A 24,671-nucleotide genomic window follows, 5' to 3' on the forward strand; every position below is an offset into this window, starting at 1 on the left:
TCAGTGAAACATCTGCACGGTTGTTGGTTGGTAGCCCTGCCCCTGGCTAAGAAAGCGCCGCAGTTGCTCCCTGCCCTGATCCTGCGCAGCTGCGCGCTGGGCAGACTCGAGCGTTTGCGCACGACCTTGCGACGCGACAGTAGCCGTAAGGTCCGCAAGCTGCTGAGCTTGCAACGCAAGGAGCTGGTTGCCGGCCTGACTTGCCTGAAGCGCACCCGATGCGCCCTGGCTCGCCGTCACCAGGGCGGACATTTGGGTGCGGTTGGTGTCGAGATTGCGGACAACACTCGCTTGGAGCCGCATGGCGTCCTGCAGCCCGGCAACCGAGTTCTGCCAACGCGTCTGCGCATTCCCGACAAGGAGCCCATTGGACATGCTGACCGATGCCGGCGCATAGGTGGTGGAAAACGCGCGATCGACCTGCTCGACATCATAGGCAATTCGCTGTGCCTGCGAGAGTAGCTGCTGGGTGCGCTGAATCGATTGCTTGAGCTGTTGTAACGACGAATAAGGCAGGCTGGCCAGGTTCTTCGCCTGATTGATCAGCATCTGCGCTTCGTTCTGCAGCGAGGTGATCTGGTTGTTGATCTGCTGCAGCTCACGCGCGGCGGTCAGCACATTCTGAACGTAGTTGTTGGGATCGAAAACGATCCACTGCGCCTTTGCTCTGCCGGGCGCTTGGACCATGATCATGGCGATGATGCTTGCCGCCAGAATCGGCCGGATCCAGTTCATGAGAGCGCTCCTTGTTGGGCGAGCTGCGGAATGAGATTGCAGGCCCAGCCGAGGTCGCGCGCCATGAGCCAACCGGTCACGAACTCGTCCCTTCCGTGCTCGGCAAGCACCCGGTCGACGAGAGCCTGGTCGGCTTTGGACGAGGCGGCCACGAAGGCGAGGGCGATTTCGCCAAGTCCGAGCTCGAACAGGCGGTTGCCGCGTCGAGATTGGCAGTAGTAGTGTCGCTTGGGGGTGGCGCGGGCGAGGATCTCGGTCTGGCGGTCGTTCAGCCCAAAGCGCCGGTAAATCGCCATGATCTGCGGCTCGACGGCGCGATCGTTTGGCAACAGGATCCGGGTCGGGCAGCTCTCAATGATGGCAGGCGCGATTTTGGAGCCGTCGACATCGGCGAGCGACTGGGTCGCAAAAACGACGGAGGCGTTCTTCTTGCGAAGCGTTTTGAGCCATTCGCGGAGCTTGCCGGCAAAATCGGCATCATCGAGCGCGAGCCAGCCTTCGTCGATGATGAGCAGTGTCGGACGGCCGTCTAAGCGGTCCTCAATCCGGTGAAACAGATACGCCAGAACTGCGGGCGCGACAGAGGTCCCAATCAATCCCTCGGTCTCGAACACCTGGACGGAGGCTTCACCGAGCGTTTCGTGCTCGCCGTCCAGCAACCGCGCGTATGGCCCCCCGAGGCAGTAGGGCTGCAGCGCGCGCTTGAGAGCGTTGGATTGCAGGAGAACGGAGAGCCCAGTCAGCGTCCGCTCGGCAACCGGCGCCGAGGCGAGCGAGGTCAACGCCGACCAGACATGATCCTTAGTCTCAGGCGTGACCTCGATCCGCTCGCGCGACAGGATCGATGCGATCCAGTCGGATGCCCAGCCTCGCTCGCCGAGGTCGTCGATGCGCGCGAGAGGCTGGAGGGCGACGAGTTCTGACGGATCGAGCGCGCCGCCGAGATCATGCCAGTCGCCGCCCATGGCGATGGCCGATGCGCGGATCGAGCCGCCGAAGTCAAACGCAATGATCTGGGCCGCGCTGTAGCGGCGGAACTGCAGCGCCATGAGCGCCAGCAGGACCGACTTGCCGGCGCCCGTCGGTCCGATGACCAGCGTGTGGCCGACATCTCCGACATGCAGAGAAAACCGGAATGGCGTGGAACCTTCAGTCTTGCCGAAGAACAATGGGGGCGCCTTGAAGTGGTGATCCCTCACCTCTCCGGCCCATACCGCAGATAGCGGGATCATATGGGCGAGGTTCAGGGTCGAGACCGGCGGCTGGCGGACGTTCGCGTAAGTTTGTCCCGGCAGGCTGCCGAGCCAGGCTTCGACGGCATTGACCGTCTCGGCCATACAGGTGAAGTCCCGGCCCTGGATAATCTTTTCGGCGAGGCGGAGCTTTTCGTCGGCTGCGCGCGGATCCCTGTCCCAGACCGTGACCGTTGCCGTGACGAAGACCTGGCCGATCTGATCCGAACCCAATTCCTGGAGCGCACTGTCCGCATCCATCGCCTTGTTGTGGGCATCGGTATCCAAAAGCGCGGAGGCCTCATTCGTCATCACCTCCTTCAGGATCGAGGCGATCGACTTGCGCTTGGCAAACCATTGACGCCTGATCCTGGTGAGGAGCTTTGTGGCATCTGTCTTGTCGAGCATGATAGCGCGCGTCGACCAGCGGTACGGGAATGCCAGCCGGTTCAGCTCGTCGAGAATCCCGGGCGTGGTCGCAGTCGGAAACCCCACGAGCGTCAGAACGCGCAGATGCGCGTCGCCCAGCATGGGTTCAAGGCCGCCTACCAGCGATTGATCGGCTAGCAACGCATCGAGATACATCGGGATTTCTGGCACGCGCACCCGGTGCCGTTTGGTCGAGACCGTCGAATGCAGGTAGGTCAGCGTTTGCTCGTTATCAAGCCAACGGCATTCCGGCATGAAACCCTCGACCAGCTGCAGCACGCGGCTGGTCCGGTCACTAAAGCCGGCGAGCAGCTCGCGTGCATCGGCTCCCGCAGCGCGCTGGCTGCCCTCGTACAGCAGGCGCTCTGCTGCGGCCGCACTCTCTGCCGGAGGCAAATAAAGGAAAGTCAGGTAGTAGCTCGACTCGTAATGACTGCCGGCTTCCTCGAATTGCGCCTTCCGCTCCGCATCCACCAGCGCCGAGGCGACGTCCGGGAATGTATCCGGCGGATAGCGTCCGGCCGAATGCCGCTGCGCCTCGACGAACACGGCCCACCCGGATCCGAGACGACGGAGTGCATTGTTGAGGCGGCCAGCGACCGCAACGAGCTCGGCCGGCACGGAGCTGTCGAGATCCGGCCCTCTGAACCGGGCCGTTCGCTGAAACGATCCATCCTTATTGAGAATGATCCCTTCATCGACCAGGGCAGCCCAGGGCAGGAAGTCGGCAAGACGTGTGCTTGAACGGCGGTATTCGGCAAGATTCATCATGGGACGACTTCAGGTTCTGAGGTGAGCGGGAACGCGAACATGCCGGCGCACGACTTCCACGAATTCCGGATCGCGCTTTGCGGCCCAGACCGCAGCCATGTGACCCACGAAAGCGAGGAGAAGGCCGGCCAGCCACATGCGCAGGCCGAGACCGAGTGCGGCAGCCAGTGTGCCGTTGAGGATGGCAACCGCGCGGGGCGCGCCGCCCATCAGGATCGGTTCGGTGAGCGCGCGGTGGACGGGAGCCACAAATTCCGGGACTGGCTCGTCCATCAGATCACCACTCCGCCGCCGAATGAGAAGAACGAAAGGAAGAAGCTCGATGCGGCGAATGCGATCGACAGGCCGAACACGATCTGGACTAGCCGCCGGAAACCACCCGAGGTGTCGCCAAAGGCGAGCGACAGCCCGGTCACGATGATGATGATGACCGCAATGATCTTTGCGACCGGACCTTCGACCGATTGCAGGATCTGGTTCAGCGGCTGCTCCCAAGGCATGTTCGAGCCGGCGGCCCAGGCCGGCGCGCTGGCTAGGGCAAGGCTGGCGAACGCCACAATTGAGATGAAGCCGCGCCCGAGAGACGATCGTGTGGTCATGACTGATCTCCGATGTTCGAAAGGCTGTAGTCGCCCGATGATCCAAGGCCGTCGACGCTGGCGAGTTCGCTCAACCGCCGTTCGCCGCCACGGCCAGAGAGAACGGCTATGACGTTGATGGTTTCTGCAATCAGGGCGCGCGGGACGGTGATGACGGCTTCCTGGATCAGCTGCTCGAGCCGGCGCAGCGCGCCAAGCGAGGTCCCGGCGTGTATCGTTCCGATGCCACCGGGATGTCCTGTGCCCCAGGCTTTCAAAAGATCCAGCGCTTCGGCCCCACGGACCTCGCCGATCGGAATGCGATCAGGGCGCAGGCGAAGAGAGGAGCGCACAAGATCGGAGAGCGAGATCACGCCGTCCTTGGTCCGCAGCGCCACCAAATTTGGTGCCCTGCACTGAAGCTCCCGGGTATCTTCGATGAGAACGACGCGGTCCGAACCTTTGGCAACCTCGGCAAGCAGCGCATTTGTCAGCGTGGTCTTGCCGGTCGAGGTGCCGCCGGCGACCAAGATGTTCTTCCGTGCGGCGACCGCGTTGCGAAGCGCGCTCGCTTGGCTCGCGTTCATAATGTCCGCGGCGACATACTCGTCGAGGCCAAACACGGCGATCGCCGGTTTGCGGATGGCAAAGGTCGGCGCGGCAACAACCGGCGGCAGCAATCCTTCGAAACGTTCCCCCGTTTCCGGCAGCTCAGCCGAAATCCGGGGCGAGCCGGAGTGAACTTCTGCTCCTACATAGTGCGCGACCAGGCGGACGATTCGTTCGCCATCCGCTGCCGAAAGGCTCTCTCCGGTGTCTGTAAGGCCGCTCGACAGTCGGTCGATCCACAGCCGGCCGTCGGGATTGAGCATCACCTCGACGATTGCCGGATCTTCCAAAAACCCTGCGATGGCGGGCCCCAACGCGGTACGCAGCATACGCGCTCCGCGCAAGTTCGCTTCTGAATCAAAAGAATGGATCGCCACGATTTGCCCCAAGCTGCTGAGGCCGCTTTCGCGCCCTCATCTGAAGGCAAATAAAAGATAGGTCGCGTGTTACCGCAACGAAGGGAATATGCTGTTCGTAGTCTAGCGTAGAGAAAGGAACATTTGAAAAGAGCGCCGGGCTTGACGCCCCGGCCCCTCCACCGCGAGGCGAGAAATCAGCAATGAGCAATGGTCCTGAGCTTATTATTTTTACGCCTTTCCCGGCCGCGGTGTTTGCTCAGCCTCCATTGCTTCTCCTGAACCAATGTCGCTCCCTCGCGTGGGCACGATTGAGTTCCCAGTTTTTGAGGAAGCTCAAACGTGGGATAATGAACCACATCAGCCGGCGGGCTGCAGCAGGCACCAATGCCGACGCTGGTCTGGTGCACCACCGTGAGCGTAGCATGACCCTGCACCATTCTCCCTGGAATCAGGGTGGTCCAGTACTGCACGACGATTGCCGACGCAGAATGCAGGCATTCAAACAGTGATTCTAGTCCGCAATGGCCGAGCTGAAATCGCAGATCTACTTGAGCTGCGCGTGTAGCGAGACATGGTCGAGTTCACCTTCCCACCACGACACAAACACCGCCGCAATACCGTTCCCGATGATGTTGGTAAGCGCGCGCACCTCGCTCATGAACTTGTCTATCGAGAATACGATCGCAATGCCCGGGACGAGGTCAGGACTGACCACGGTCAACGTTGCGGCCAGGGTGACGAACCCGGCACCGGTAACACCACTTGCGCCCTTCGAGGTGAGCATCGCCACAACGAGTATCGTGAGCTGCTGGGCGAAGTCGAGATCGACCCCGAGCGCCTGCGCGATGAACAAGGTCGCCAACGTCATGTAAATGTTGGTCCCATCCAAATTGAAAGAGTATCCTGTCGGCACCACCAGGCCCACGACCGGCTTGGAACAGCCCAGCCGTTCGAGTTTTTCCATCAACTGCGGCAGCGCGCTTTCGGACGACGATGTTCCGAGCACGATCAACAGCTCATCCTTGATGTAGAAGATGAACTTTAGAATAGAAAAACCGACCAAGCGCGCGACCAGGCCAAGCACAATGATCACGAAGAGCCCGGCTGTCACATAGAACAGAGCAACCAAGCCGATGAGTTTACCGAGCGCGGACGGTCCGAATTCGCCGATAGTGTAGGCCATAGCGCCGAACGCCCCGATTGGCGCTGCCTTCATTACGATCCTAATGACGCCAAACACCGCGTGTGCAGCATCGTCGACCAGACTGCGCATCCGCTCACCCCGCTGGCCAAGCGCCATCAGCGAGAACCCGAATAGGATGGCAAACAGCAGCACCTGTAGCACGTCGCCTCGGGCCAGAGCGCCAACTACGCTATCCGGAATAATATTGAGGAGAAAATCGACCGCCTTCTGCCCTTCCGCTCTTTTGACGTAGTTGGCTACCGCCGCGGCGTCAGCCCTGGGAGCAAGCCCATGACCGGCCTGAACGAGATTGCCCATCACGAGACCCAGGATCAGCGCGAAGGTTGACACGATCTCGAAGTAAAGCAGCGCCTTGACGCCGACTCGGCCGACCTTTCGTGCATCCTGAACATGCGCAATTCCGGACACAACAGTGCAGAAGATGATCGGCGCGATCACCATTTTGATCAGCTTGATGAATCCGTCACCAAGCGCTTTGACCCAGCTGTTCGTCCCCACAGAAGGCCACAACCAGCCAACGAGAACGCCAATCAGGATCGCGATGAGTACCTGGATATAAAGAACATTGTACCAGGGGCCAGATGGCTGGAACAGGGCGGCGGCTTTAACAGAGCGGCGCTGGCGGTGATTGTACATCACGCTCGACCCGGCGCCGTGGTACCAAAGCGGAGTGACAATGAAGGCACGGCTTCGCTCAGTGCTCCCTTAGCGCCGCGCGCACAGCGCACTGACCGCTTTAAAAAACGTCCGTTGCCACCGGTTGCCGCCTCTCCCGAATGGGCTTGCGGCCAACGCGAAACAAAGTCCTGAATCCCTTCTGAAACCAGCGGTAAAAACTTCAGAAAGCTTCCTTGAGAGTTCGAATGCATCAGCGTCACCACCCATTTCTATCTTTTTTGGTTGTTCGAAGATGCCACCAGCATGTTAAAAGCCGCCACCCTTAGCAGCCGGCGACCACTCTTCACCTGAGGCATTCTCGCCGTATCGCGCCGGACCGCGACCGTACGTTGAAGAGACATTCACCGTAAAGAACTTGTGGTGGTGCGGCGCGCCTGCGTTCACCCCTCACTCGTCCTATCCTGGCTTCAGGTGAATGCCCGGACATTCCCAAAGGCATCAACTTCGATCGAAAACCACAAGGGCCGAGAAGACATAGCCAGTAGCATTGCTCACGCTGCCTCCATTGGCGATCCCGGTTCCGCCTTTTCGGGAGCTGTGTTTTGCGGTGCCGAACAACACTCCTCGTAACAGAGCTTCTCACTCCTGTAGCTCGCCAAGGCCTGGAGGGAGCACTGCACGAGATCCCGTTTCGCTACATCGGAGGCAGGCGCTGCATCCAGCCATTTCAGCGCCACCTCGACCAATTCGATCGCGCGATCCCTGTTACCGGTCTCGTAATAGTACCGAGCGACCGCCCCGTACGAGAGGAACTTCGCGCCCTCGCTGCCTTGGGGCGGATTCGCCGCGAGGATGTGTTCGGAGAGGTCCTTGCCCATGGCAAAGCGCTCGGCATGTGGGAAACCGGAGTAGTCTTTCGCGGGGTCGAAGAGTTGGCGGATGGCCACGCTCATCCAAACCACAGATTTCTTGTCGATCGCATCGCGAACCAATTGGCGCAATACCGCCAAGCCGGCCCGCATGTCGCGTATCTTGTGAAGCAACAATTCCGCATGAAGCCCACGGAAGGTGACATCGTCCGGCATCGCAGCGAGTGCCTCCTCAACCCCTGAAAGGGCTGCCGCCCAATCCTTACTATTCATGGCGGCTTCAAGTCTGGCAAAGATCGGTTCCACCAGCGCTCGCTTCTGCGATAGTTCGCGCTTTCTGCGTCTGCCCGTGGTTATCCTCTCCGCATCCAGGGCTTTGGCTTCGTCGCTCACTGCCCAGGAACCGTTCAGAACTTTGGGCAACAAGTTATCGAGTTGCGTCGGATGGCCGATAAAGGCGAAGCGGCCGTGACGATCGACCACGAATGACGATGGAATCCCGACAGAAAAGCTGGGATCCATCCAAAGGTTGTTCATTTCGCCGGAGTAGTCGAATGCGATCGCGAAGTTCAGATCTGGCAAGCTCTTCGTCAACCAAGCGTCCAAGCTGGCTCGCGCTTCATCTGCCGTCGAAGCTTGTTCGTGAGCCGCGATGCCCACCACCTCAACTCCGTTGCTCCTGTATTTGCTTTGCAGGGTCACCAAATTCGGCATCGAGGCGATACATGGTCCGCACCACGTCGCCCAAAACTCGATGATGTATACTTTCCCAGGTTCGAACTTTGTAAGCGGTTGGCCACGTAGCCAGTCCTCAACTTTGATGGAGGGAGCCGGCGAACCGACTCTCAGCACACTGTCCGCACCGACTTGACTTGCGCTCTCAGTCACACTGGTCATTGCTCAAATTCGCTTTACCTGGCTCTGTGGAAAACAACAGCAAGTCGCATGCCAGCCAGCGCTCATTGATATTACGCATTTTTCGTATCATTCCTGTCGACCTTGCGACGCATGTCGCATATCCGACCAGCTGTTTGGAGCTTCTTAGGCAATCAGTCGGCCGGACGTCCTTAACGCAGACCGACGAGGCGGGAAGTCAGGCAGAAGGCCGAGTTCACCACTCCACATCATGATCGGTTTCCAGGATTACCATTTCGGCGCTCGGGATCATGACGTGAACTGACCTGCTTTGGCCCGTCGACTTGCGCTTGACGGCGATCTCAGATTTCCAATTCAACTCTTTGAACCAAGGGGCGATGAACCAGACTAGAGCGACCAGCTGCAGCACAACATTCATACTGAACGCCGTCTGATACGCGATTGAGGGGTAGTGTCCGTCCTTTACCGGCCATTGCTCTAGAATTAACCCCGTCCCGTACTGGACGAGGAAAGCCCACCCGAAATGCAGAACATTGAGCACGCCGTTTGCGCGCGCGATCAGTTGGGCCGGAAAGTAATCTCCGATGATCGCGTAGCTGAGGACGATTGCTGATCCGACCACCGCCACAACGATCCACGACGGTAGCGACGGGAATGGCGGATGCAATATCAGCGCGAGTTCGGCTGCAATGAACACAGCAGCTACTATTGAGAGCAACGTTTCAATGTTCTTGCCATGCCGGCGCAGTGAATCGGCGACCACGCTGAGCAGCAATGCGCCAATGCTTAGGGCTATCGCCATTGCGAGCAATTGAGTGACAAGGCTTGTTCGATCCAACCCTTCCACATCGCTCAGCCAGGACGCTGCCCACAAGGACTGCAGGGCCCACGCGGACCCGATACATGTTGAAGAAATCGGCGCAATTCTCCAGAACCGCCCATCCGTATAGACGGTCTTCAGGCTGACTGTCCCTGGAGGGCTCTTCGCAGTTGCCTCATGCTCTGGAACCAAAAAATAGATCGAAGCGGCCGCGGACGCGCTGGATGCGGCAAGCACCTCAAATAGACCGCGCCAGCCTATCCAGTTAAGCAATGCCTCGGCTGGTGCGGTTGCCGTTACCGCGCCCAGTGCACCCAGCATGATCATACAGCCGTTGATGAGCGCCACGCGCTCTCTCGGAAACCAGAGCACGACTGTTTTCAGGCCAGACATGAGGGAAGCTGCGGTACCGAATGCTATCACCGCGCGAGCAATCAGAAGCGACAGAAATCCATTCGATAGTCCGAAAAGCGCAGCGCCTGCGGCAGCCAGCAGCAAGAGCGCACCCTGGACTCGGCGCGGACCGAAGCGATCCAAGAGCATGCCCATCGGAATCTGGCTGCCAGTAAGGACTAGAAAGTAGATCGAGCCCAACAGCCCCAAATCGGCCGTACCAAGCCCCAATTCAGAGGCGAGGCGGTCACAAATGAGCGTGTTGATCATCCGAAACAGGTAGGAAAGATAACATCCCGCTGCAAAGGGAAGGAACACGCAAGAGATCATCCGCCAGCTCCAACCCCGGTTGACCGGCTTCTCGCCTGATCTCAGCCCAGCGGCATCACTGCGCGTGTTGCTCGAAACGCGGCCACTGGCTTTAACACAAGGCGTTTGGCAGCTGTCGAAAGTGGATATTGCTGCCGCCCTCCTCGGCGACAGCACCCGCTTTTGAGTTTTCACCTACGACGGCCACGCAGTGGGTTTCTTCTTCAACTGGCGCTCGTGGAACGGCGCGTGACGCTCCGCCGCCCATTTCAGGCCCAGATCGGCTGGAACTTCCCGAGCTATCAATTGCCTCCTGCAGCAAGGGCCGGCCAAACCGTACGCGACGATCGACCTGCTCGGCAAAAGCCTTGAAGCGCTCGAGCCCCAGTCGCACGCCTCGTCCTGCTTGGATGGTGGCATCGGCGGCGTCAGCGTGAGGTGGTATCGCACATGGAGAGCCACTGTTTCCGCGATCACCGCAATGTCCGTCCGCAGACTGAGCACCTGCTTATTCGTTCGCTCGATCGCCTCGTAAACCAGACCCTCTATACGCGGCGCCGGATCCAGGAAGCGCTCAAGTGCCGCCTCGACGACGACGCTCTTGCCCATACCAGGGCGGTCAGTCGCGGCTTCGAGTCGCTGGAAAATGCACTCAGAAAGTTGAATTGTTATCTTTCTGGTCTGCTGAACTTCGCTTGGACTCGGCTGCGCGTCCACCTCAGGTTCATTCCGACTTGAGCTCGGTTCTTCCCGGCGCCCGCCGCTAATCTGCATACTCCAGCTTCCTTCTTTCTGCGACCGCACACCGCCTGCGCTTGCTCGCGCGTGGTCTGGATGTTTGGTCGAAACAGATGAATCGCCCTGCGATGACGCACGACAAAAGGGCCGAGACCGCATGCCGCTTCAACCGCGGGGACATTCTGGTCGCAGCCTGGCGTACCGAAAGAAAGAAAGGGCGGATTCCTAAAGACCAGCGCCAGACGTCGTAGCCTCTTGTGCCTCTAGACAGTCAGGTCGCCGATAGACGCGCGATTTCGCGGACGGTGCGTGCACCCTTACGTCAAATGGACAAAGTTACCGATCAAAAACGAGGCGCAGGCGCAATCTAGATGCGCCCTCGCGCCCTCGAGGTCGCGAACGACCCGCGCGGACGCACCGGCCTTATTCGCTGTGCGGTGATGCGCCTCGTAAGAAGCGCACCAGCTCATGGGCGCGACCAAATACACCCGCGCCTCGCCCGATTTCCGGCATGCATCACCAGCGTGCGATAGGACTTACACCCGTTCGCGTGCCGCACGTCGAGCCCGTCCTACGGCTGTTCAAACGTATCAGCAGGCCGAGTGCGACCACTCACTTGTCAGGAGGCCTCAGGGGAACTATCGGTCGCACTGGCAGGCGGGAGGACGCAGCGGGTCCCCCTCGTTATGGCTGCAGACGTAGCGCTCGTTGTGCCGGTCCTCGCCAGCCACCCGATTCATCGGTCCGCCCGCACCCCGGGCGTCGCTTCCGGATCGATGGAGGTCTGACATGTGAATTGCCCCTGCCGACGGCGAGCTTACTGCGGCAAATCGGCTGCTACAGCCGCGTTGCAGAATATTGTGCGAAAGGCCCCCCTGTTCGCCCGCCTTGGGATCGGAGCCGCCGATGTACTTAAGCGCAAATCCTGGTGGCGTTGAGTGAGGGCACATCATGGATGTCGAGTTCTACAGGAGCTTTGCAGAGCGGGCCCACGATGGCTGATCAGGCCGACCCGTTCACGCGAAAGCGGCTTCTGGTGCTGGCCGAGAAATACGATGCTAAGCTGGGGAAACCTTCGCCGGCCAGCCGCAATCTTCAACGCACGCTGCCGCTGCACCGCACCGTGCCAGCCGTAAGCGCCATTTCTGATGGTGGCGAAGCTTGAGGAAGAGCGCCGGCAGCGAGGGCGACTGCGACGCCTGCAGCGGCAGCAAGCATCACCCCTCCAAGGCGCTGGATTTTCCAGGGATGGTACGCGAACTACGCCGGAAAGGATGCGCACCCAAACCGGAGTGAGCATGCCGGATGGCACCCGTCGACTGCCCTCACCGCACTTCAGAAGCACTGTGGTCACAGCTTGCCGGTGGAGGCATTCACCAAATGGACCGAGGAGCATGCCGGCCAAACGACCGGTAGATGAGTATCGGGACCGATCTGCTCCAGTCCCGTCAGCAGTTGCTGCACGTTCATGCCCGTCTGCGCGGGCACCTGAAAAGTACTGATTGCTCCATCCCGCCAGCATAGGCCTGGATACTGCGCCCTGAAAGTGCGGTTGTTTACTGAGAGCGTGCCAGCGCCTTCCAGAGCACGTGCGGCGGCAGTTATGAATTTTCATCGCATCTGGAGGCCGGGTCCAGGACACAGCTTTTCGTACTCTTTAGCCCATTTCTCGAGCCGCGGGCTGGGTCCGGATCGTTGAGCGCAACGTGGGCACCTTCTCGGCGAGTAATCTGGTTTTTCTTCCTCCATAAAATTCCTAACCCGAATGGGCGCTCGTGTTGCGCAGGATTGCCGTTGCATGGAGATCACATAGCTTGAGTGCGCGTTCACCTTCAGCCGCCAGCTTCCCCGGCGGGGATCGCCTGGACCTGATCTGTCCGCCGTTTGGCGCCACTCGGAAAGACCTGCCGTGACGAGCCGTCTCGAGCTGACGATGTAGGCTCCCAACATGAGCGGGTCCTCATCGAGGCAACATCCAGATCTCAAGGCGGGGCGCGGCAAGGATGGGCGCGGCGGTCAGCGTAACTTTTCGAACACCTGAAGCGAACTTGCCGCTGCAGTGACCGGGTGCGCTGTAGGCTGAAGGTCATTGGCGAGGCTCCGCAGCTAGTCATTTCTCCAATAGAGAATCGGTCTGGATCATGCCAAGCGGCCCGCATGGCCCTGCTGCAAACAAGCTCTTTCTCTTTGCGCACGCGACTCTCGGGCGATTACCTGATCTCCGGCCGTTCGGGTCGAAGCGGGGATGCGCCATCTCCGGCTCGGGCGGGGAGGACCAAAAAATGTCAAGAGGCGTCCGCAGCACGGTCCTCGCGATGAAGGCCGGCAGTCGCCACGCTCCTCGGAGGAATAGTCCGTTCATGGACGTGCGAAGAAGGTGTTCGGTCGATCAGGAGGCTGATCAGTTCAGGGCGACTGTAGTGACCGCTTGCATCCATCACTCTCTTGCGCCCGTCGATTTCGATGAAGTCGAGATCGGCAATCACCTCTCCTTCACCTTCCTTCAGGGGCTCGCCTATCAATTGACCATCGGGGGCAACGATAGCCGTGAAGCAACCGCCGGAAATCGGGGCGATAGCAGCGCCCGTGTCATTGGCAATTTGGGCTTGTTGGTCGGCGTTGAGCCATGCGGTTGCGCTGACGACGAAGCAGGCCGATTCAAGGGCATGCTGTCGGGTGCTCACTTCCGTTTGCTGGGAGAAAAGAGGGCCGAAGATTGAGCCGGGGTACATCGCGGAGTGGATCTGCTCGCCATCGGCAATCAAGGCGTATCTTGCCAGCGGGAGATAATGTTCCCAGCACGCAAGCTGGCCGATCCGGCCAACGGCGCTGTCTACGGCGCGAAGGCCGGCACCGTCGCCTTGGCCCCAGACCATCCGCTCATGATAGGTGGGGGTGATCTTGCGGCGACGCTGGATCAGCGTGCCGTCCGCATCGAACAGGAGCTGAGTGTTATAGATCGATCCTCCGTCCCGCTCATTGGCGCCGACCGAAACGACCATTTGGGCGTCCTTGGCCGCATCACCGATCGCATGCGTCTCCGCAGAGGGTACCGTAAGGGACTGCTCAAGCAGCCTCTGATGCTCCTTGGCAAGCGTGAAGGGCGGCTGGACGAACGAGAAATACGGGTAGTAGGGAATGATGGTCTCGGGAAACGTGGCGAAACGCACCCCCTTTTTGCCCAATTCGCGAATCTTTCTGGTGATCTTCTCGACTGTCCCCTCTCGGCTGTACAACACGGGGCTGATCTGTACGGCGGCTGCCTTAATGATTTTTCTCATTCTGTTCTTCTGCACATTGTGAGTATCCGCGTTGCACTGCAACTGGTGTAGAGGATGACGGATGACTCTCACGGGGGCTCTTCGAGCCCATGGGGGCTTGTTGGACTCAGGACTGTGTGCGTCTGCCATCGACAGCCACGTCGATGCCGGTGATGTAGGATGCGTCGCCGAAGGCGAGGAAGCTCACGCGCCGCGATCTTCCGTGGCTTACCGAAGTGTTTCGCGGCTATCTGCTCCAGCGGGACCGTTCCGCGGTCTTGCACGCTGGTCTCGGAATGTTTCTAAACAGCGGACTTTCGGTGGCGCCCGAGCTCTCGGCGTTTATCCGAGCGCTTCGGCGGATCAGTTGGGTGCCAAGGGCTCGCGTCAAGTGGCACAGTTCGGCCTTGGATGCCGACACAACCGATGTTCGCGCGATTCCGACCTGATTGGACGAAAAAACCGTGAAGACGATCTCGCTCGGGTTGCGCGCGAGAGGCAGCGCCTTGTGAGTATTGAAATAGAATCCGGGGAAATTGACGAAGACGTCAACGCTCTGCTGAGTTGTTTGCGCGAGCGAGCCGAGTTTCGCGATTTCGGCATTGGCATCGAAATGGGCTATCACAGTTTCGCGCTTTCCTCCGAAGCGGGATAGCCGGCGTGAAAGATAGCCGAGCCTCGCTGTCGGGATAGCTTCGCGATTCCCTGCAGGACTTTGGCTCATGACGCGTTTTCCGCATCACTTGGCTTATACATTGACGGATAGGGCTTTCTGCCCACTGTGTCGGTAGTCGCGTCGGCAACTGCCGTAGTCAAATGATGCGCCATCATGTAGTACGTGGTGAAGTGGCCGCTCTTGCTCGCGATCTTGACCGTTCTTGCGAGTGACGCTGCCCTTCTCACGTTTGGTAATCAGCTTCATCTTGCACCGCTTCGCGATCAGGGGCATCGGGACAAGCTTCCATCCTGTGGCCTTGCGCAACTCTGCTTGCGTAACGCCGTCTTGTCGCGAGGCCAGCGAGCTGATCAGATTGATCTTGGTGTGAGGATGCTTGGCCATCATCGCCATCCGGCGGGATTGGGTCTCATTCAACGGCTCCAAGCCAATGTGCTTCTCCAGTTGTCCTTCCATCGAAAGTGGACGATGTAGTTCCGTTCCTCTGGAATTGTGGAAACATATTGCAGGCGGTCTCAGGGGTTGCCTCATTGCAATCTGACGTAAATGGATAACGTTACACCAGTTTGCTGAAGTTTGGGGCAGTGCAAGTTCTCGCATTTTCGACAGGATTTCGCAGACTAAGACCGTGCAAGGTGGATTGCTAACACAGAGGCCCTGCGATGCAATCCGCAAAAACTGGTAGGCCAACTTTTGAGAAGAGCTTCCGGAACTCTGGAGAGGCTTCCGCTTGCTCAAGCAAGCAGCGTCCATCGAGCGGCAGCTCGAATGCAGGCCGTACCTCGTCTCAACTCGCTTCAGATTTCAGCATTCATGTCATGCGGCCTCCCAGCCCTCAGATATCTGCCGTCGGTCCCGATCTAAGGCGCTCGGTCCGTTCGATTTGGCCCTGTCGTTATCGGGTACTCGTGATAACGAACCTTGGTGGCACGCAGCGGGTGGAGGCCCGACACCATCACAATCGCCTCTTTCGATGAGAGCTGCATGACTTCGCCAGGCGTCAGGAGAGGACAGGACGTTTCTTGGCGACTCACCATCAAGTGTCCAAGCCAGGGGGCTTATGCGATGCCCGGCATAGTTTTTCATGGCGCGCAGTTCGGTCGCGGTCCCCAGCGCATCCGAGACGCGCTTAGCGGTGCGCTCGTCATTGTGGAGACGGCTATCCGGATGTGACGATTGTTGAGGTCGCGTGGTTCGGTCCATAGGCGCGTTCTAACTGGTTCAAGCTCTGAGTGATCAGGAAACTGCGAATGCCATAGCCGGCCATGAAGGCAAGCTGGCTCTCGAACAAATCGAGGCGGCCCAGAGCTGCATGACTCGTGGAGCATCAGGAGGAGCTTTTGACGGCGCCGGTCGGGATCCAGGCTCTCGGTTAGGCGCCGTCCGATCTGATTGAGGATGAGCCACATCAGGAATTTTGTGTGGACGATGTCGGATGGCGGCACGGCGAGATAGAGTGAAACGGGCTGCGGTTTGTCGACGAGATCGAGAATGCGCCAATCGCTCCGCGCGGTGACCTTAGCAACGACCGGATCGCGATAAAGGCCCAAGAAGCTCATTGTGGTCGACAGCACGCCCGACCGCTCGTTCTCGCTCTTGTTGAGCAGCTCTCGCGCTGCTGAAGCGACGACGGGATGAACGCGATCACCAAGTTGAGCCCGGCAAGTGTCTTGTCAGCTTCAGCGTAGAGGACATGCAGGATAGCGCCGACGAGCAGAGAATGGCTGGTTTTTCCCAATGGTTGCGGCGCTCGAGCGCCCCTTCGGGATCAACCAGGATATGCAGACATTTTGCGCTTCTCGTACTTCCCAAGTTGTAGGCGGCGCTTGCCGTGTTTGTCGGTCGAATAAGATTACATCTCCAAGGCGCGCGCGCCATCCCGAGGTCAACTGGAAATTCTCGCGCTTGATTTCGTGGACGATCACCGAACGCGGCCACTCCCGCTCGAGCGAAGGCGACCAGGGCACAAGCTGAAAGCCGAGGCCGTTCTCGATCATCGCGAAGCGTGCGGACGCCACTGACAGACGTCCACGATAATCCCCTCAGATCTGCTCACCTACATCAGATGATAAGTGCGGAAGCCCCGCTTGCTCCATGAGCCGTCGTGTAACGACGTCGAGTTCGCGGTCGCGGAGGCTTTCGATCACGTTGCGGCTTAGCCGGACCTTGTTGCCATCGCGCCGGGCGGGTCCTTGGTCGGCCAAAACATCGATGCGCCGTTCAAGTGCGCACGTACCTCGGCGCCAAACGCAATGCGCGAGAGCTCGGCAGGATCTCGCGCGACGAGCTGCCGGTCTAGCCACGTTGCTCCATCCGCCGCGACCTGCTGGTCCAGAAAGAGCTCCGAGCGAACCGCGAGCGCAATCCGTGTTCGACCACGGGTGTCCGCAAACCGGCGCAGTTCCACGATCCCACCGATCGGCCCATCGCCGGCCGCCTCGACAGCAGGAAGCTTCACGTGATGCACACGCCCGTCAATCCCGTCGACAACGGCAAAGGCTGTGCCCTTCATCAAGCCCGCGCCCGATGAGACGGCCAACGATTGGTTCGCCATGAGTTTCGCCCTCCAGTGCCCAGGATGCGGGGGTGCGGCTGGGGCCGTCCCGCGTGAGGGCTTTGTGCAGCCGCTTGATGATGTCACCGCGCTCGCCCAGCGCGCGCAAGCTCGCCTCCGGATCGGGGGCCAGAACCCGGACGGCGGGGCCCGCAGGTTCCGCCAAACCGCGCCGCGCGAGCGTCCGCATGCGCCCGATCCGCTTTCCCGCAATGCATCGCGCCCGGCATCCCGCTCGGACCTCAAATTGATAACGCCGTCCGCCGTCCCCGCTTCCCGGGCAAGCGTCCGATCGAGTGTGGTCCAGCGTTCGGCTGTCGTGTCCGCCTCAAGGCTCTGGCGAGTCTCGAGCTCCGAACGAGGGCCAAGTTCGCGCATGACAAGGTCGCTGGCGCCGGCGCGCAAGCCATAGCACCGCGGCCGCTGGCGTTGAGCCGTGCCGCAGCGATGCTCGCGGCGCGGCCGCGTCCAAACTTTCCGCCACGGCCATCCTTGCCTCGCGAGAGGCCGCCGGCCTTCTGAGCGGCTGTGAGTACCTGCGCCACAAACGGCTTTGTCCGGGGCGCGCGCGTGGAGCGGATACGGCCAGGACGGGTCCGAAGATCATCCTCGCGCGTCATTCCGGCCGCCGCAAGGCATCGAAAGCCTTGTAAGAACAGCGCCTTGGGGAAAGCTGAACTTTGCTCCGAGTCGCCGCAATGTTTAGTCGATCATTGAAATCCATACACTTTCTCTCACAACCGACCGGCCGCACCTTGCGGCTTTTATCCTGCCGTCTTAATCGGTCGTGTCGTCTGTCTGACCTCAGCCATTCTCGCTTCCTTTCTCGCTTGCGACAAGCCTCTCTGATCCACGCCATGACACGATGCGCCGCGAGGCTTGCGAGTCCTGATGCGCCGTGCAGTCTTCCGCGCTCAGCGACGGCACAGTGTCGCTGCAGCAAGGCAGCGCGGACGCCGTCGCGGCGCATCTTTCCATCGGTGTGACGGAGCCACATCACAGGCAATCCGGCGCGATCGGTCGGCATCCGAAGATGCATCGTCGCAGGCAAGATAACGTGCGTTCCGTCGTGTTGGTGCTGCACCAGTCCTCATCCGCCGGCGGCGGAGCTCCGTGTTCAGGTCGCGGCCATCACCGCGTCGTTGCCAGGTTGCAGGATCACGCGCCTCATGCGTAGGGCCCGAGCAATTTGCGCTGCTTAGCTGTTGTTTCGGCATGCATCTCCGCCGCCGAGGCGTCCGGATCGCCGCAGTAGAACGTGCCGCTGGTCCACATCGCATGCATGATCACAGCGAGCTTGCGCGCTACCGCCACCGTCGCCTTGCGGTGCGAGGAGCGCTTGGCCAGCGCCAGCCCCCACGCCTTGACCTTGTCTTTTTTCTTGTAGCGAGTCAGCAAAGCGCTGGCCGCCTCGTACAGCGCCCGCCGCACGTCACCGTCGCCCGCCTTGCTGATCCGGCCCTTGACGTCGATAGACGAGCCGGACTGCCAGCGCCGCGAGGTCAGGCCAAAATAGGCCGCCACGTCGCGCGAGCGCCTGAAGCGCGAGGGATCGTCGACCGCGGTCATAAAGCTCAGCGCCGCGATCGGGCCGACGCCAGGAATCTGCATGAAGCGCCGGCACAGCTCATGGCCGGCGACCAGGCGAACCACCAGGTCGTGCAGCCGGCAGTACTCCTTCCACAGCGCCGCGCGCGCATTCAGCATGGCGTCGATCAGCTCGCTGACAAGCGCATCGTGGGCCACCGCCTCGCGCACGACTTGCGCAAAGCCGCCGCGCCCGACCCGGTTCAGCCGGATGCCAAACACTTTCAGCGAGTGCCGGATCGCATTCTCGAGGTCCACAAACTTGCGCTTCAGATTGCGCCGGTGCGTCAACAACAGCCGCAGCCGGTAGCAGGCCTCGCTCTTGATATGGGCGCGCCGGAACCAGCCGGTGCGCATGATGTGGGCAATCCCGAGCGCATCTGCCCGGTCGGTCTTGTTGCGCTGCGCCTTCAGCGCCGCGCGAACATGCAAAGTCTCCAGGCAGACCGCCGGCAGGCCCAGCCTGAGCAGCTCCGGATGCAGCCAGGGCGACAGCGATCCCGCCTCATGACCAAGGCGTCGCAAGCGGCCAAGATAGGGCGTCAGCGCCACCTTGATCGCGTCCGGATCGGTCACCACCGCCGTCTCCAGCATCACCTTGCCGGTCGCGTCCACCACGCAGATCGCCGTCTCGTCCATGCCGATGTCCAAACCACAGAAGAATTCCATCACACGCCTCCCGCGTTGCTGAGCCGGTGCAGTGTGCGCAATATTCATCGCGCAGACCATCTGCTCCGCCGCCGCAAGTTCTGCAGGAGACCGATTACGGGCGGCCGTCTTGCCGTCGTGGTCTCCCGGTCGCCGGCTCCCGAAAAAGCCGCCGCGACTTGGCAGCCAACTCGCGAAGCCCCCACTGCTTCCGAGCGCTTGCGATAGCGATCGTTACCCGAAGGGCCGAGACACCCGTAGGGTGGCTCGGTGAGGAGCGAAGCGACGAGTAGAGCGCGGGCCGAAGGCATCGACCATACGCCGTCAGCTTGCGAACCCGCACACTTGTTCATTGCGATGCTCCCGAATCCGATCGAGGGACGAACACGCCAATAGGCAGGGGACCATGGGCGAAACATCGGGCGCCGAGATTGCGGTCGTGTGACCCCTCGACGGCATGGGCGCCCGCAATCGATCGCGCGTTTTCATAGGTTCGGATCGCGTGACGAACAGCATCGCACCTGCTGACGACTGTCCGCCGGACGTCCACGTGGGCGGCAGTTCGATGGCAAGCAGATTTGCAAGCTTTGCGACGTATGCTCGCGTCTCGTCCGGTAAAGCGCCGCCTGCGAGATGCTCTTCATAGCGAGACGGTCCCGCGTTGTACGCGGCAAACACGCCAGGCGAGCCATACCGGTCGAGCAGTTCACGCAGATAGGCTGTGCCTGCCAGAATGTTGTCGCGCGGGTCGTAGGGATCGCTGCCGAGATTATAGCGCTCGCGAAGTTCCGCCCAGGTCGCCGGCATGATTTGCATCAGGCCCATTGCGCCTTTTGGTGATCTGGCGTGCACATCACCAGCACTCTCGATGTTGATGACCGAACCAATCCAGTTCACCGGAACGGCAAAGCGCTCTGAAGCGTCGTTGACGAACGCTGCAAATGAGTTGCTCGCCTGGTTGACCGTTCGAGCCGCGACCGCTCCGCTCTCGGCCAGAGCAGAACTGTGCGGCACACCGAAAATAGACAGCAGCGACACGACAGCCCAAACGCGCGCGGCCGACCGAGCCAAGCAGGCCGCCGTGCTCTCGAGCGTCCCGGGTAAAGCTGCTTCGCGCCGGCCATTCGGCCGCCCTGGACTGCCGCTGCGCGCGCCGGCCTTGCAGACTTTGATCGGAACGGAAGAATGATCCCGCAATCGATCGCACAAGGGAATGGCGAGGTGAACTCGTCGAATACGCACGATCACTCCTCCCGCGTCCACACCGGGATCGCACTGCCGATCACGGCCGACGCCGGGAGAAATCCAAAATATCGGCCGTCAAGAGAGTCGTCCGACTGCCAGTTCATGAGAAAGAGCTCGCCGTCTCCAACGACGCGGCAGCCCTGCCAGTTCGGCAGCGGACGTCCGCGAGCGTCGCGATCCCGCGCCTCGCCCATTGCAATGTCATCGACCGAGATGGTGAGCCCACTTCTGCAGACCGTTTGGCCGGGAAGCGCGAAGACGCGTTTGAGCATGGGGAGACCAATCGGCAGATAGCCGCTCAGGTCGAGAAAGGTTGCAAGCGGCTCCGGCGGCTCGACAGCGAGCAGTTCGGTGACATGGAAGCGCGTCGTCGGCCGTAAACGGTAGAGACCGATAGGCACGCTTGTCGATGCATTCCAAATGTAGAGCGGTAGCGGCTCCAGGACGACTGTCGCGACTAGCGCAGCAGCAGCCCCAAACGTTGTGGTCAGCACCTTCAACCGGCCCGTCATCGCATCACGCTCTGACGGTGAAGCCAAGCCTGGTGGCGTGCCTTGGTGTAGGGACGCGGGTTTTCGTTGACGGATAGCCGGTTATGAACGTGATGCCAATGATCAGGCGCTACGTCAGCGGGATCGATGCCGAGTGCATCAACGGCATCGATCATCTGCAGCACGCGCTCGACCTTCGGCCAGCCGGACAGACGCAGCAGAATGTCTCCGCCGGGTGTCACATAAGGGAGCGGTCGAGCAGCGCTGCCCCGGCGCGACAGCGCGCAGGATGTCGATCCGCGAAATGATCGTGCCAAAGTCGTTGGACGTCCAGCGTACGAAGGCAAAGATGCTGCCCGGTGCAAATGACTGGACACGCCGGTGACGGTCAAGCTTCCGTTCCTTGACGATGCGGCCGAACCGAATGCGGTTTTCGATCCGCTTCTCGAGCCACAGTACTTCCACTTCGGTGAGATCGCTCATGCCGCCGCTCCCTGAAGCTGAGGCTGCGAGCCGTGAGCTTTGGGGCCGGCGAACTGCGTATGCGGCTTCTGAAGGCAAACAGGACTGACGCCCCGCCGTTGCCAGACGTCGCTGATGCGGCTTGTGTCTTGGTCCGTTAGAAGAAATCCGAAGGATTTCCGGTTAGTAAAGTTAGAGCGGCCGGAAAGCGCGCAGGAACAAGCTCTTAAGCTCAATTCCGGTCCACGATAGCACGAGGGTTACGGTCCCCGATAGCACGAGTTGATTCACAAGTTGTCCTCCGAGCTTGGAATGAGACCGCGCCGGCGCAGGCGTGCCGTTAGGGGATCGAGGGCGTTGGCGCGAAGGCAGCCGCTCGGTGCCGTTCGCATCGCGCGTGAGCAGGAGCTGATAACCAGGTAATGTCTGGCGCTGGACAATCTGCCTTACGTCGTAAGCAAAATGCTTGAGCGGCGAGAGGATGCCGGACTTGGCATGGAGGTGCACAAGATCAAAGCTCCAGCCGCCGTCCTGACGACCGCCGTGTTTGCGCATGAGCCGGTAGAGCCACCGCTCAAGCCCGCCCGTCAGATCGAAATACGCGCGATCAATTGTCAGCACGAGCGCGTCATCGATGACGCCCGCATAGAACCAATCCGGCAAAATCAGCTCGAGCCCAAGCGGGCGACCATTAGAATCGGCAGTCTCCTTCCACTCGTTGATCCAGGAGAAGCGATGCCGCCGCCGTTCTGCCGGCTGACGGATCGAGGTCAGCACGGTCGTTGACTGCAACTGTCGAGACCCGCCTTCAGCCGGTCATAGTCGCGCGCGCTGGTGCCGCGGCCGACAAACGTCAGTATCTCGTAAGGCGTTGCAGCCATCAGGCGCGACGTCTTCAAGCCGGCGTCACGGGCTTCGACAATCTAGGACGCGGCCCAGATCAAAACGTCTGCATCCCAGAGGGTCGCCATGCCGTGTTCCGGCACGGCTTCGACACGAATTGCGATCGCCACCCGCGCGGAAATCGATTGGTACAATCCGTTTTGTTTTGGCGAGCGAGAAGAACGGGTAAGCCATCAAATCCTGTGCATCTCGGGGCGCGAGATCGCCGGGCAGCGCCCGAAAGAGCTCCAGCTGGTCGCGCTCGGAATGGTGTCTACGCCGCATGGTCATTGCTCTCACGCGGCGATCAGCGACGTTCCTGGCCCGCATACGGGCGCAGAACCGGATGCTTTTTCGCCGGCAGCACGGTCCCCTTCCCGGGATCGGACGTCGACGTTTTGGCGCCGAGATCGGCCCAAGCTTTCAGATCGTCTACGGCGTACACGACACGTCCGCCGATCTTCCGATACGTCGGCCCGGTGCCGTACGTGCGGTGCTTCTCGAGCGTGCGACCGGAGAGACCAGGTAACGCGCGGCTTCCGGTGTACGCAGGAAGCGCGGGGGCAGTCCGGCCATGGGATCGGGCATTTTAGAACTCCAGGGTGACAGCGCACCGCGCATGGCGGCGTCAGCGTGTGTGCGGTCATCATGGAGAAGCGCGATCTCGGAGGGGGATGCCGAATATTGAGGGTATGATTTTCGATACCCCTCGGCCGAGGGGCTATTCGTCCCTGCGGCCGGGCCGCAGAAGTTTGCGATAGCCTCCGCGTACCAACGCGAGGCCGCCTTTCACCAGGCGGACTGTTCGATTGCGCAAATCGTGCGTCTTCCAGGCGCGTTCAGGGATGCGCTTTGTGCCGAACAGCGCTTCGGCGGTAATGCGATAGCTGCCGCCGGCAGTACGCACATCGAGCGCGCTGATAGCGGCGCTCAGGCGTTCGCGCCGCTGCTTAGATAACTTGTGAAATGCAGGACCTGGCGCGCGTCCATTCATTGGGCGCGACAGCCGCCGCGCTGCATACGCGCGCGCGTTGAAATCGCCGTCAAACGGCAATTCGGCTGCGTATAACGCGCCGAGCACCGGCGGTTCTTTGGACCAGACACGGTGATCCACCGCACCGATGCGCAGCACAGCGTGCCAGCCATCGGCGGCGCGGCGCACCTGACTTGCTGTAAGGTCGAGCAATGGCTGAGACGCCGAATTGCGATCGGCGACCGAGGCAACCGTCACTGGAACGACCGTCGCTAGAACCTCAGGCGCCCAAAAGATCGTCTGCTCGTCGAAGGACCTCTGCGGGTCATGGGCGAAAGCAGATGCCCCACCTCCTCCTGAATTCCGCGGTCGCTTCGCCATCTGGGCTGCTAGCGATCATCGCTTCGTAATCACGTCGATAGTCCGCGTTACGACGAAGACATTCCCAGGCGATGTCGGTGATTTCGGCGTCTTGTAGGCTCTTATAGGAATCCGGCGACCGCCAGTCGAATTCAGGCATTGCTTCCGTCCCATTGCACTCAGCTAACAACGATTGCGGCGCAATAGGTATGAACGAAACGGTTGTAGGAAGCCCCTGATTTGACACCACGTGGTGCACTGGAATGACCACCGGTTAGCAGAAGAAGATAGTTCCGGCTGCAAGCCGCTAAGCGGCGATTTTCTTCTATTTGGAGCCAGTGTCGCGTAGGAGACGACCCTGCTCCGTAACCCATTTAGCGCGCGCAAGATGACTCTGGTATGCGCTCCGCGCACCTTCCGGCTCTCGCTCTGGGTCTATACGCAGCACGATCCGAGCGACTTCCATCCAGTCAGCCCCTTCCCTCTCAGCCTGCAGAAGGCGCATATAGGTCACCAAATGCTGCTCATCATAGACCGTCAGAATCTGGTCCGTGGGCGCGGCGTCGAGTGGCGGCTTCCTCATAAAACTCCACGCCTTAGATTAGACATTTTCTAACACGCGGGCGGCAAGGGGCAGAAGCCTCAACATTTGGCCATTGGACCCGACGATCGCGCTTTATCGAGAATACTCCGTGGTGAAATACTCTTCAAGGACATGCCCTCTCGCGTATGGACATACGCGAGATACTTGCAATCAATTTGCGGAAGCTCCGACAAGCGCGCGGCTTGTCGCAGGAGGAATTAGCTCACGAGCAGAAATTGACCGCACCTATATCAGCGCACTCGAGCGAAGCGTCTATGCGGCGGGTATCGATGTTGTCGATCGGCTGGCGCGTAGCCTGGGTGTCGAGGCAGCCGACCTTCTCACTCGGCCGCCCACAACAGGCCCCAAGCGAAAGACTTGAGGGCAGGCCGAATAGTTGATGCGGGCCG

The 24,671-nt window shown here is 60.5% G+C and carries 21 protein-coding genes and 5 pseudogenes; 2 read left to right on the forward strand and 24 right to left on the reverse strand.

What is annotated here, in order from left to right:
- The 9 genes from trbJ to IVA93_RS31550 form a co-directional block, all read right to left on the reverse strand.
- Window positions 1-735 carry a P-type conjugative transfer protein TrbJ gene (gene trbJ / locus IVA93_RS31510; RefSeq protein ID WP_247789370.1) on the reverse strand — a complete coding sequence of 245 codons (735 nt, stop codon included), beginning with the start codon at window positions 733-735 and terminating at the stop codon, window positions 1-3.
- Complete coding sequence (gene trbE / locus IVA93_RS31515; protein ID WP_247338341.1) at window positions 732-3,167, reverse strand: conjugal transfer protein TrbE; 2,436 nt, start codon at window positions 3,165-3,167, stop codon at window positions 732-734. Before trbE ends, trbJ begins: the two co-directional genes overlap by 4 nt.
- A 9-nt stretch (window positions 3,168-3,176) precedes the next feature.
- Window positions 3,177-3,440: a VirB3 family type IV secretion system protein gene (locus IVA93_RS31520; RefSeq protein WP_247289291.1), complete on the reverse strand. Its 264-nt coding sequence runs from the start codon at window positions 3,438-3,440 to the stop codon at window positions 3,177-3,179.
- A complete protein-coding gene (locus IVA93_RS31525; RefSeq protein WP_247338342.1) occupies window positions 3,440-3,766 on the reverse strand; it encodes a TrbC/VirB2 family type IV secretion system protein in 327 nt (108 codons plus the stop codon). Before IVA93_RS31525 ends, IVA93_RS31520 begins: the two co-directional genes overlap by 1 nt.
- On the reverse strand, window positions 3,763-4,683 hold the full coding sequence (gene trbB, locus IVA93_RS31530) for a P-type conjugative transfer ATPase TrbB (protein ID WP_247789371.1): 921 nt from the start codon (window positions 4,681-4,683) through the stop codon (window positions 3,763-3,765). Before trbB ends, IVA93_RS31525 begins: the two co-directional genes overlap by 4 nt.
- A gap of 574 nt (window positions 4,684-5,257) precedes the next feature.
- Complete coding sequence (locus IVA93_RS31535; RefSeq protein WP_247296874.1) at window positions 5,258-6,553, reverse strand: C4-dicarboxylate transporter DctA; 1,296 nt, start codon at window positions 6,551-6,553, stop codon at window positions 5,258-5,260.
- Window positions 6,554-7,086: 533 nt separating this feature from the next.
- Window positions 7,087-8,301 carry a TlpA family protein disulfide reductase gene (locus tag IVA93_RS31540; RefSeq protein WP_247789373.1) on the reverse strand — a complete coding sequence of 405 codons (1,215 nt, stop codon included), beginning with the start codon at window positions 8,299-8,301 and terminating at the stop codon, window positions 7,087-7,089.
- A gap of 214 nt (window positions 8,302-8,515) precedes the next feature.
- Window positions 8,516-9,823 carry an MFS transporter gene (locus IVA93_RS31545; protein WP_247789374.1) on the reverse strand — a complete coding sequence of 436 codons (1,308 nt, stop codon included), beginning with the start codon at window positions 9,821-9,823 and terminating at the stop codon, window positions 8,516-8,518.
- A 174-nt stretch (window positions 9,824-9,997) separates the two neighbouring features.
- Window positions 9,998-10,411 carry a hypothetical protein gene (locus IVA93_RS31550; RefSeq protein ID WP_247456007.1) on the reverse strand — a complete coding sequence of 138 codons (414 nt, stop codon included), beginning with the start codon at window positions 10,409-10,411 and terminating at the stop codon, window positions 9,998-10,000.
- 1,123 nt (window positions 10,412-11,534) lie between these two features.
- On the opposite strand from IVA93_RS31550, the gene IVA93_RS31555 reads away from it, so the two are divergent.
- The gene (locus IVA93_RS31555; RefSeq protein WP_247339234.1) at window positions 11,535-11,705 is read left to right on the forward strand and encodes a hypothetical protein; all 171 of its coding nucleotides are present in this window, start codon (window positions 11,535-11,537) and stop codon (window positions 11,703-11,705) included.
- A gap of 1,120 nt (window positions 11,706-12,825) precedes the next feature.
- Here the strand turns inward: IVA93_RS31555 and IVA93_RS31560 are convergent.
- The 15 genes and pseudogenes from IVA93_RS31560 to IVA93_RS31630 form a co-directional block, all read right to left on the reverse strand.
- Window positions 12,826-13,821, reverse strand: coding sequence for a nitrilase-related carbon-nitrogen hydrolase (locus tag IVA93_RS31560; protein ID WP_247289279.1), 996 nt, complete (start codon window positions 13,819-13,821; stop codon window positions 12,826-12,828).
- A gap of 226 nt (window positions 13,822-14,047) precedes the next feature.
- On the reverse strand, window positions 14,048-14,524 hold the full coding sequence (locus IVA93_RS31565) for an SDR family oxidoreductase (RefSeq protein WP_247789376.1): 477 nt from the start codon (window positions 14,522-14,524) through the stop codon (window positions 14,048-14,050).
- Between the two features lie 24 nt (window positions 14,525-14,548).
- Window positions 14,549-14,932, reverse strand: a complete 384-nt coding sequence (locus IVA93_RS31570) for a hypothetical protein (protein ID WP_247456009.1) — start codon at window positions 14,930-14,932, stop codon at window positions 14,549-14,551.
- A 449-nt stretch (window positions 14,933-15,381) separates the two neighbouring features.
- A pseudogene (locus tag IVA93_RS31575) lies at window positions 15,382-16,479 on the reverse strand (type IV secretory system conjugative DNA transfer family protein); the annotation flags it as partial.
- Window positions 16,480-16,631: 152 nt separating this feature from the next.
- Window positions 16,632-17,030 (reverse strand): DUF3363 domain-containing protein, encoded by a 399-nt coding sequence (locus IVA93_RS31580; protein ID WP_247367596.1) that lies wholly within the window; start codon window positions 17,028-17,030, stop codon window positions 16,632-16,634.
- A complete protein-coding gene (locus tag IVA93_RS31585) occupies window positions 16,951-17,220 on the reverse strand; it encodes a DUF3363 domain-containing protein (protein WP_247789377.1) in 270 nt (89 codons plus the stop codon). Before IVA93_RS31585 ends, IVA93_RS31580 begins: the two co-directional genes overlap by 80 nt.
- Before the next feature lie 977 nt (window positions 17,221-18,197).
- The gene (locus tag IVA93_RS31590) at window positions 18,198-19,286 is read right to left on the reverse strand and encodes an IS110 family RNA-guided transposase (protein ID WP_247357292.1); all 1,089 of its coding nucleotides are present in this window, start codon (window positions 19,284-19,286) and stop codon (window positions 18,198-18,200) included.
- A 303-nt stretch (window positions 19,287-19,589) separates the two neighbouring features.
- Window positions 19,590-20,513 carry a lytic transglycosylase domain-containing protein gene (locus IVA93_RS31595; RefSeq protein ID WP_247789379.1) on the reverse strand — a complete coding sequence of 308 codons (924 nt, stop codon included), beginning with the start codon at window positions 20,511-20,513 and terminating at the stop codon, window positions 19,590-19,592.
- Window positions 20,510-21,022, reverse strand: coding sequence for a S26 family signal peptidase (locus IVA93_RS31600; protein ID WP_247456529.1), 513 nt, complete (start codon window positions 21,020-21,022; stop codon window positions 20,510-20,512). Before IVA93_RS31600 ends, IVA93_RS31595 begins: the two co-directional genes overlap by 4 nt.
- A pseudogene (locus IVA93_RS31605) lies at window positions 21,019-21,484 on the reverse strand (DUF2840 domain-containing protein). Before IVA93_RS31605 ends, IVA93_RS31600 begins: the two are co-directional and overlap by 4 nt.
- Before the next feature lie 266 nt (window positions 21,485-21,750).
- Window positions 21,751-22,630: pseudogene (locus IVA93_RS31610) on the reverse strand (replication initiator protein A).
- Window positions 22,631-22,652: 22 nt separating this feature from the next.
- A pseudogene (locus IVA93_RS31615) lies at window positions 22,653-22,933 on the reverse strand (helix-turn-helix transcriptional regulator).
- Window positions 22,934-23,066: 133 nt separating this feature from the next.
- Window positions 23,067-23,576 (reverse strand): DUF2285 domain-containing protein, encoded by a 510-nt coding sequence (locus IVA93_RS31620; protein WP_247789380.1) that lies wholly within the window; start codon window positions 23,574-23,576, stop codon window positions 23,067-23,069.
- Window positions 23,577-23,643: 67 nt separating this feature from the next.
- Entirely contained in the window at window positions 23,644-23,838 is a 195-nt protein-coding gene (locus IVA93_RS31625; RefSeq protein WP_247456427.1) for a transcriptional regulator domain-containing protein, read from the reverse strand.
- Between the two features lie 165 nt (window positions 23,839-24,003).
- Window positions 24,004-24,261, reverse strand: coding sequence for a DUF2285 domain-containing protein (locus IVA93_RS31630; RefSeq protein WP_247789382.1), 258 nt, complete (start codon window positions 24,259-24,261; stop codon window positions 24,004-24,006).
- Window positions 24,262-24,407: 146 nt separating this feature from the next.
- Here IVA93_RS31630 and relB point away from each other — a divergent pair.
- Window positions 24,408-24,643: pseudogene (relB, locus tag IVA93_RS31635) on the forward strand (type II toxin-antitoxin system RelB family anti-toxin).
- The last annotated feature ends 28 nt before the right edge of the window (window positions 24,644-24,671 follow it).

Origin of the sequence: Bradyrhizobium sp. 155, from assembly GCF_023101105.1 — a bacterium.
GTDB classification, from domain to species: Bacteria; Pseudomonadota; Alphaproteobacteria; order Rhizobiales; family Xanthobacteraceae; genus Bradyrhizobium; species Bradyrhizobium canariense_D.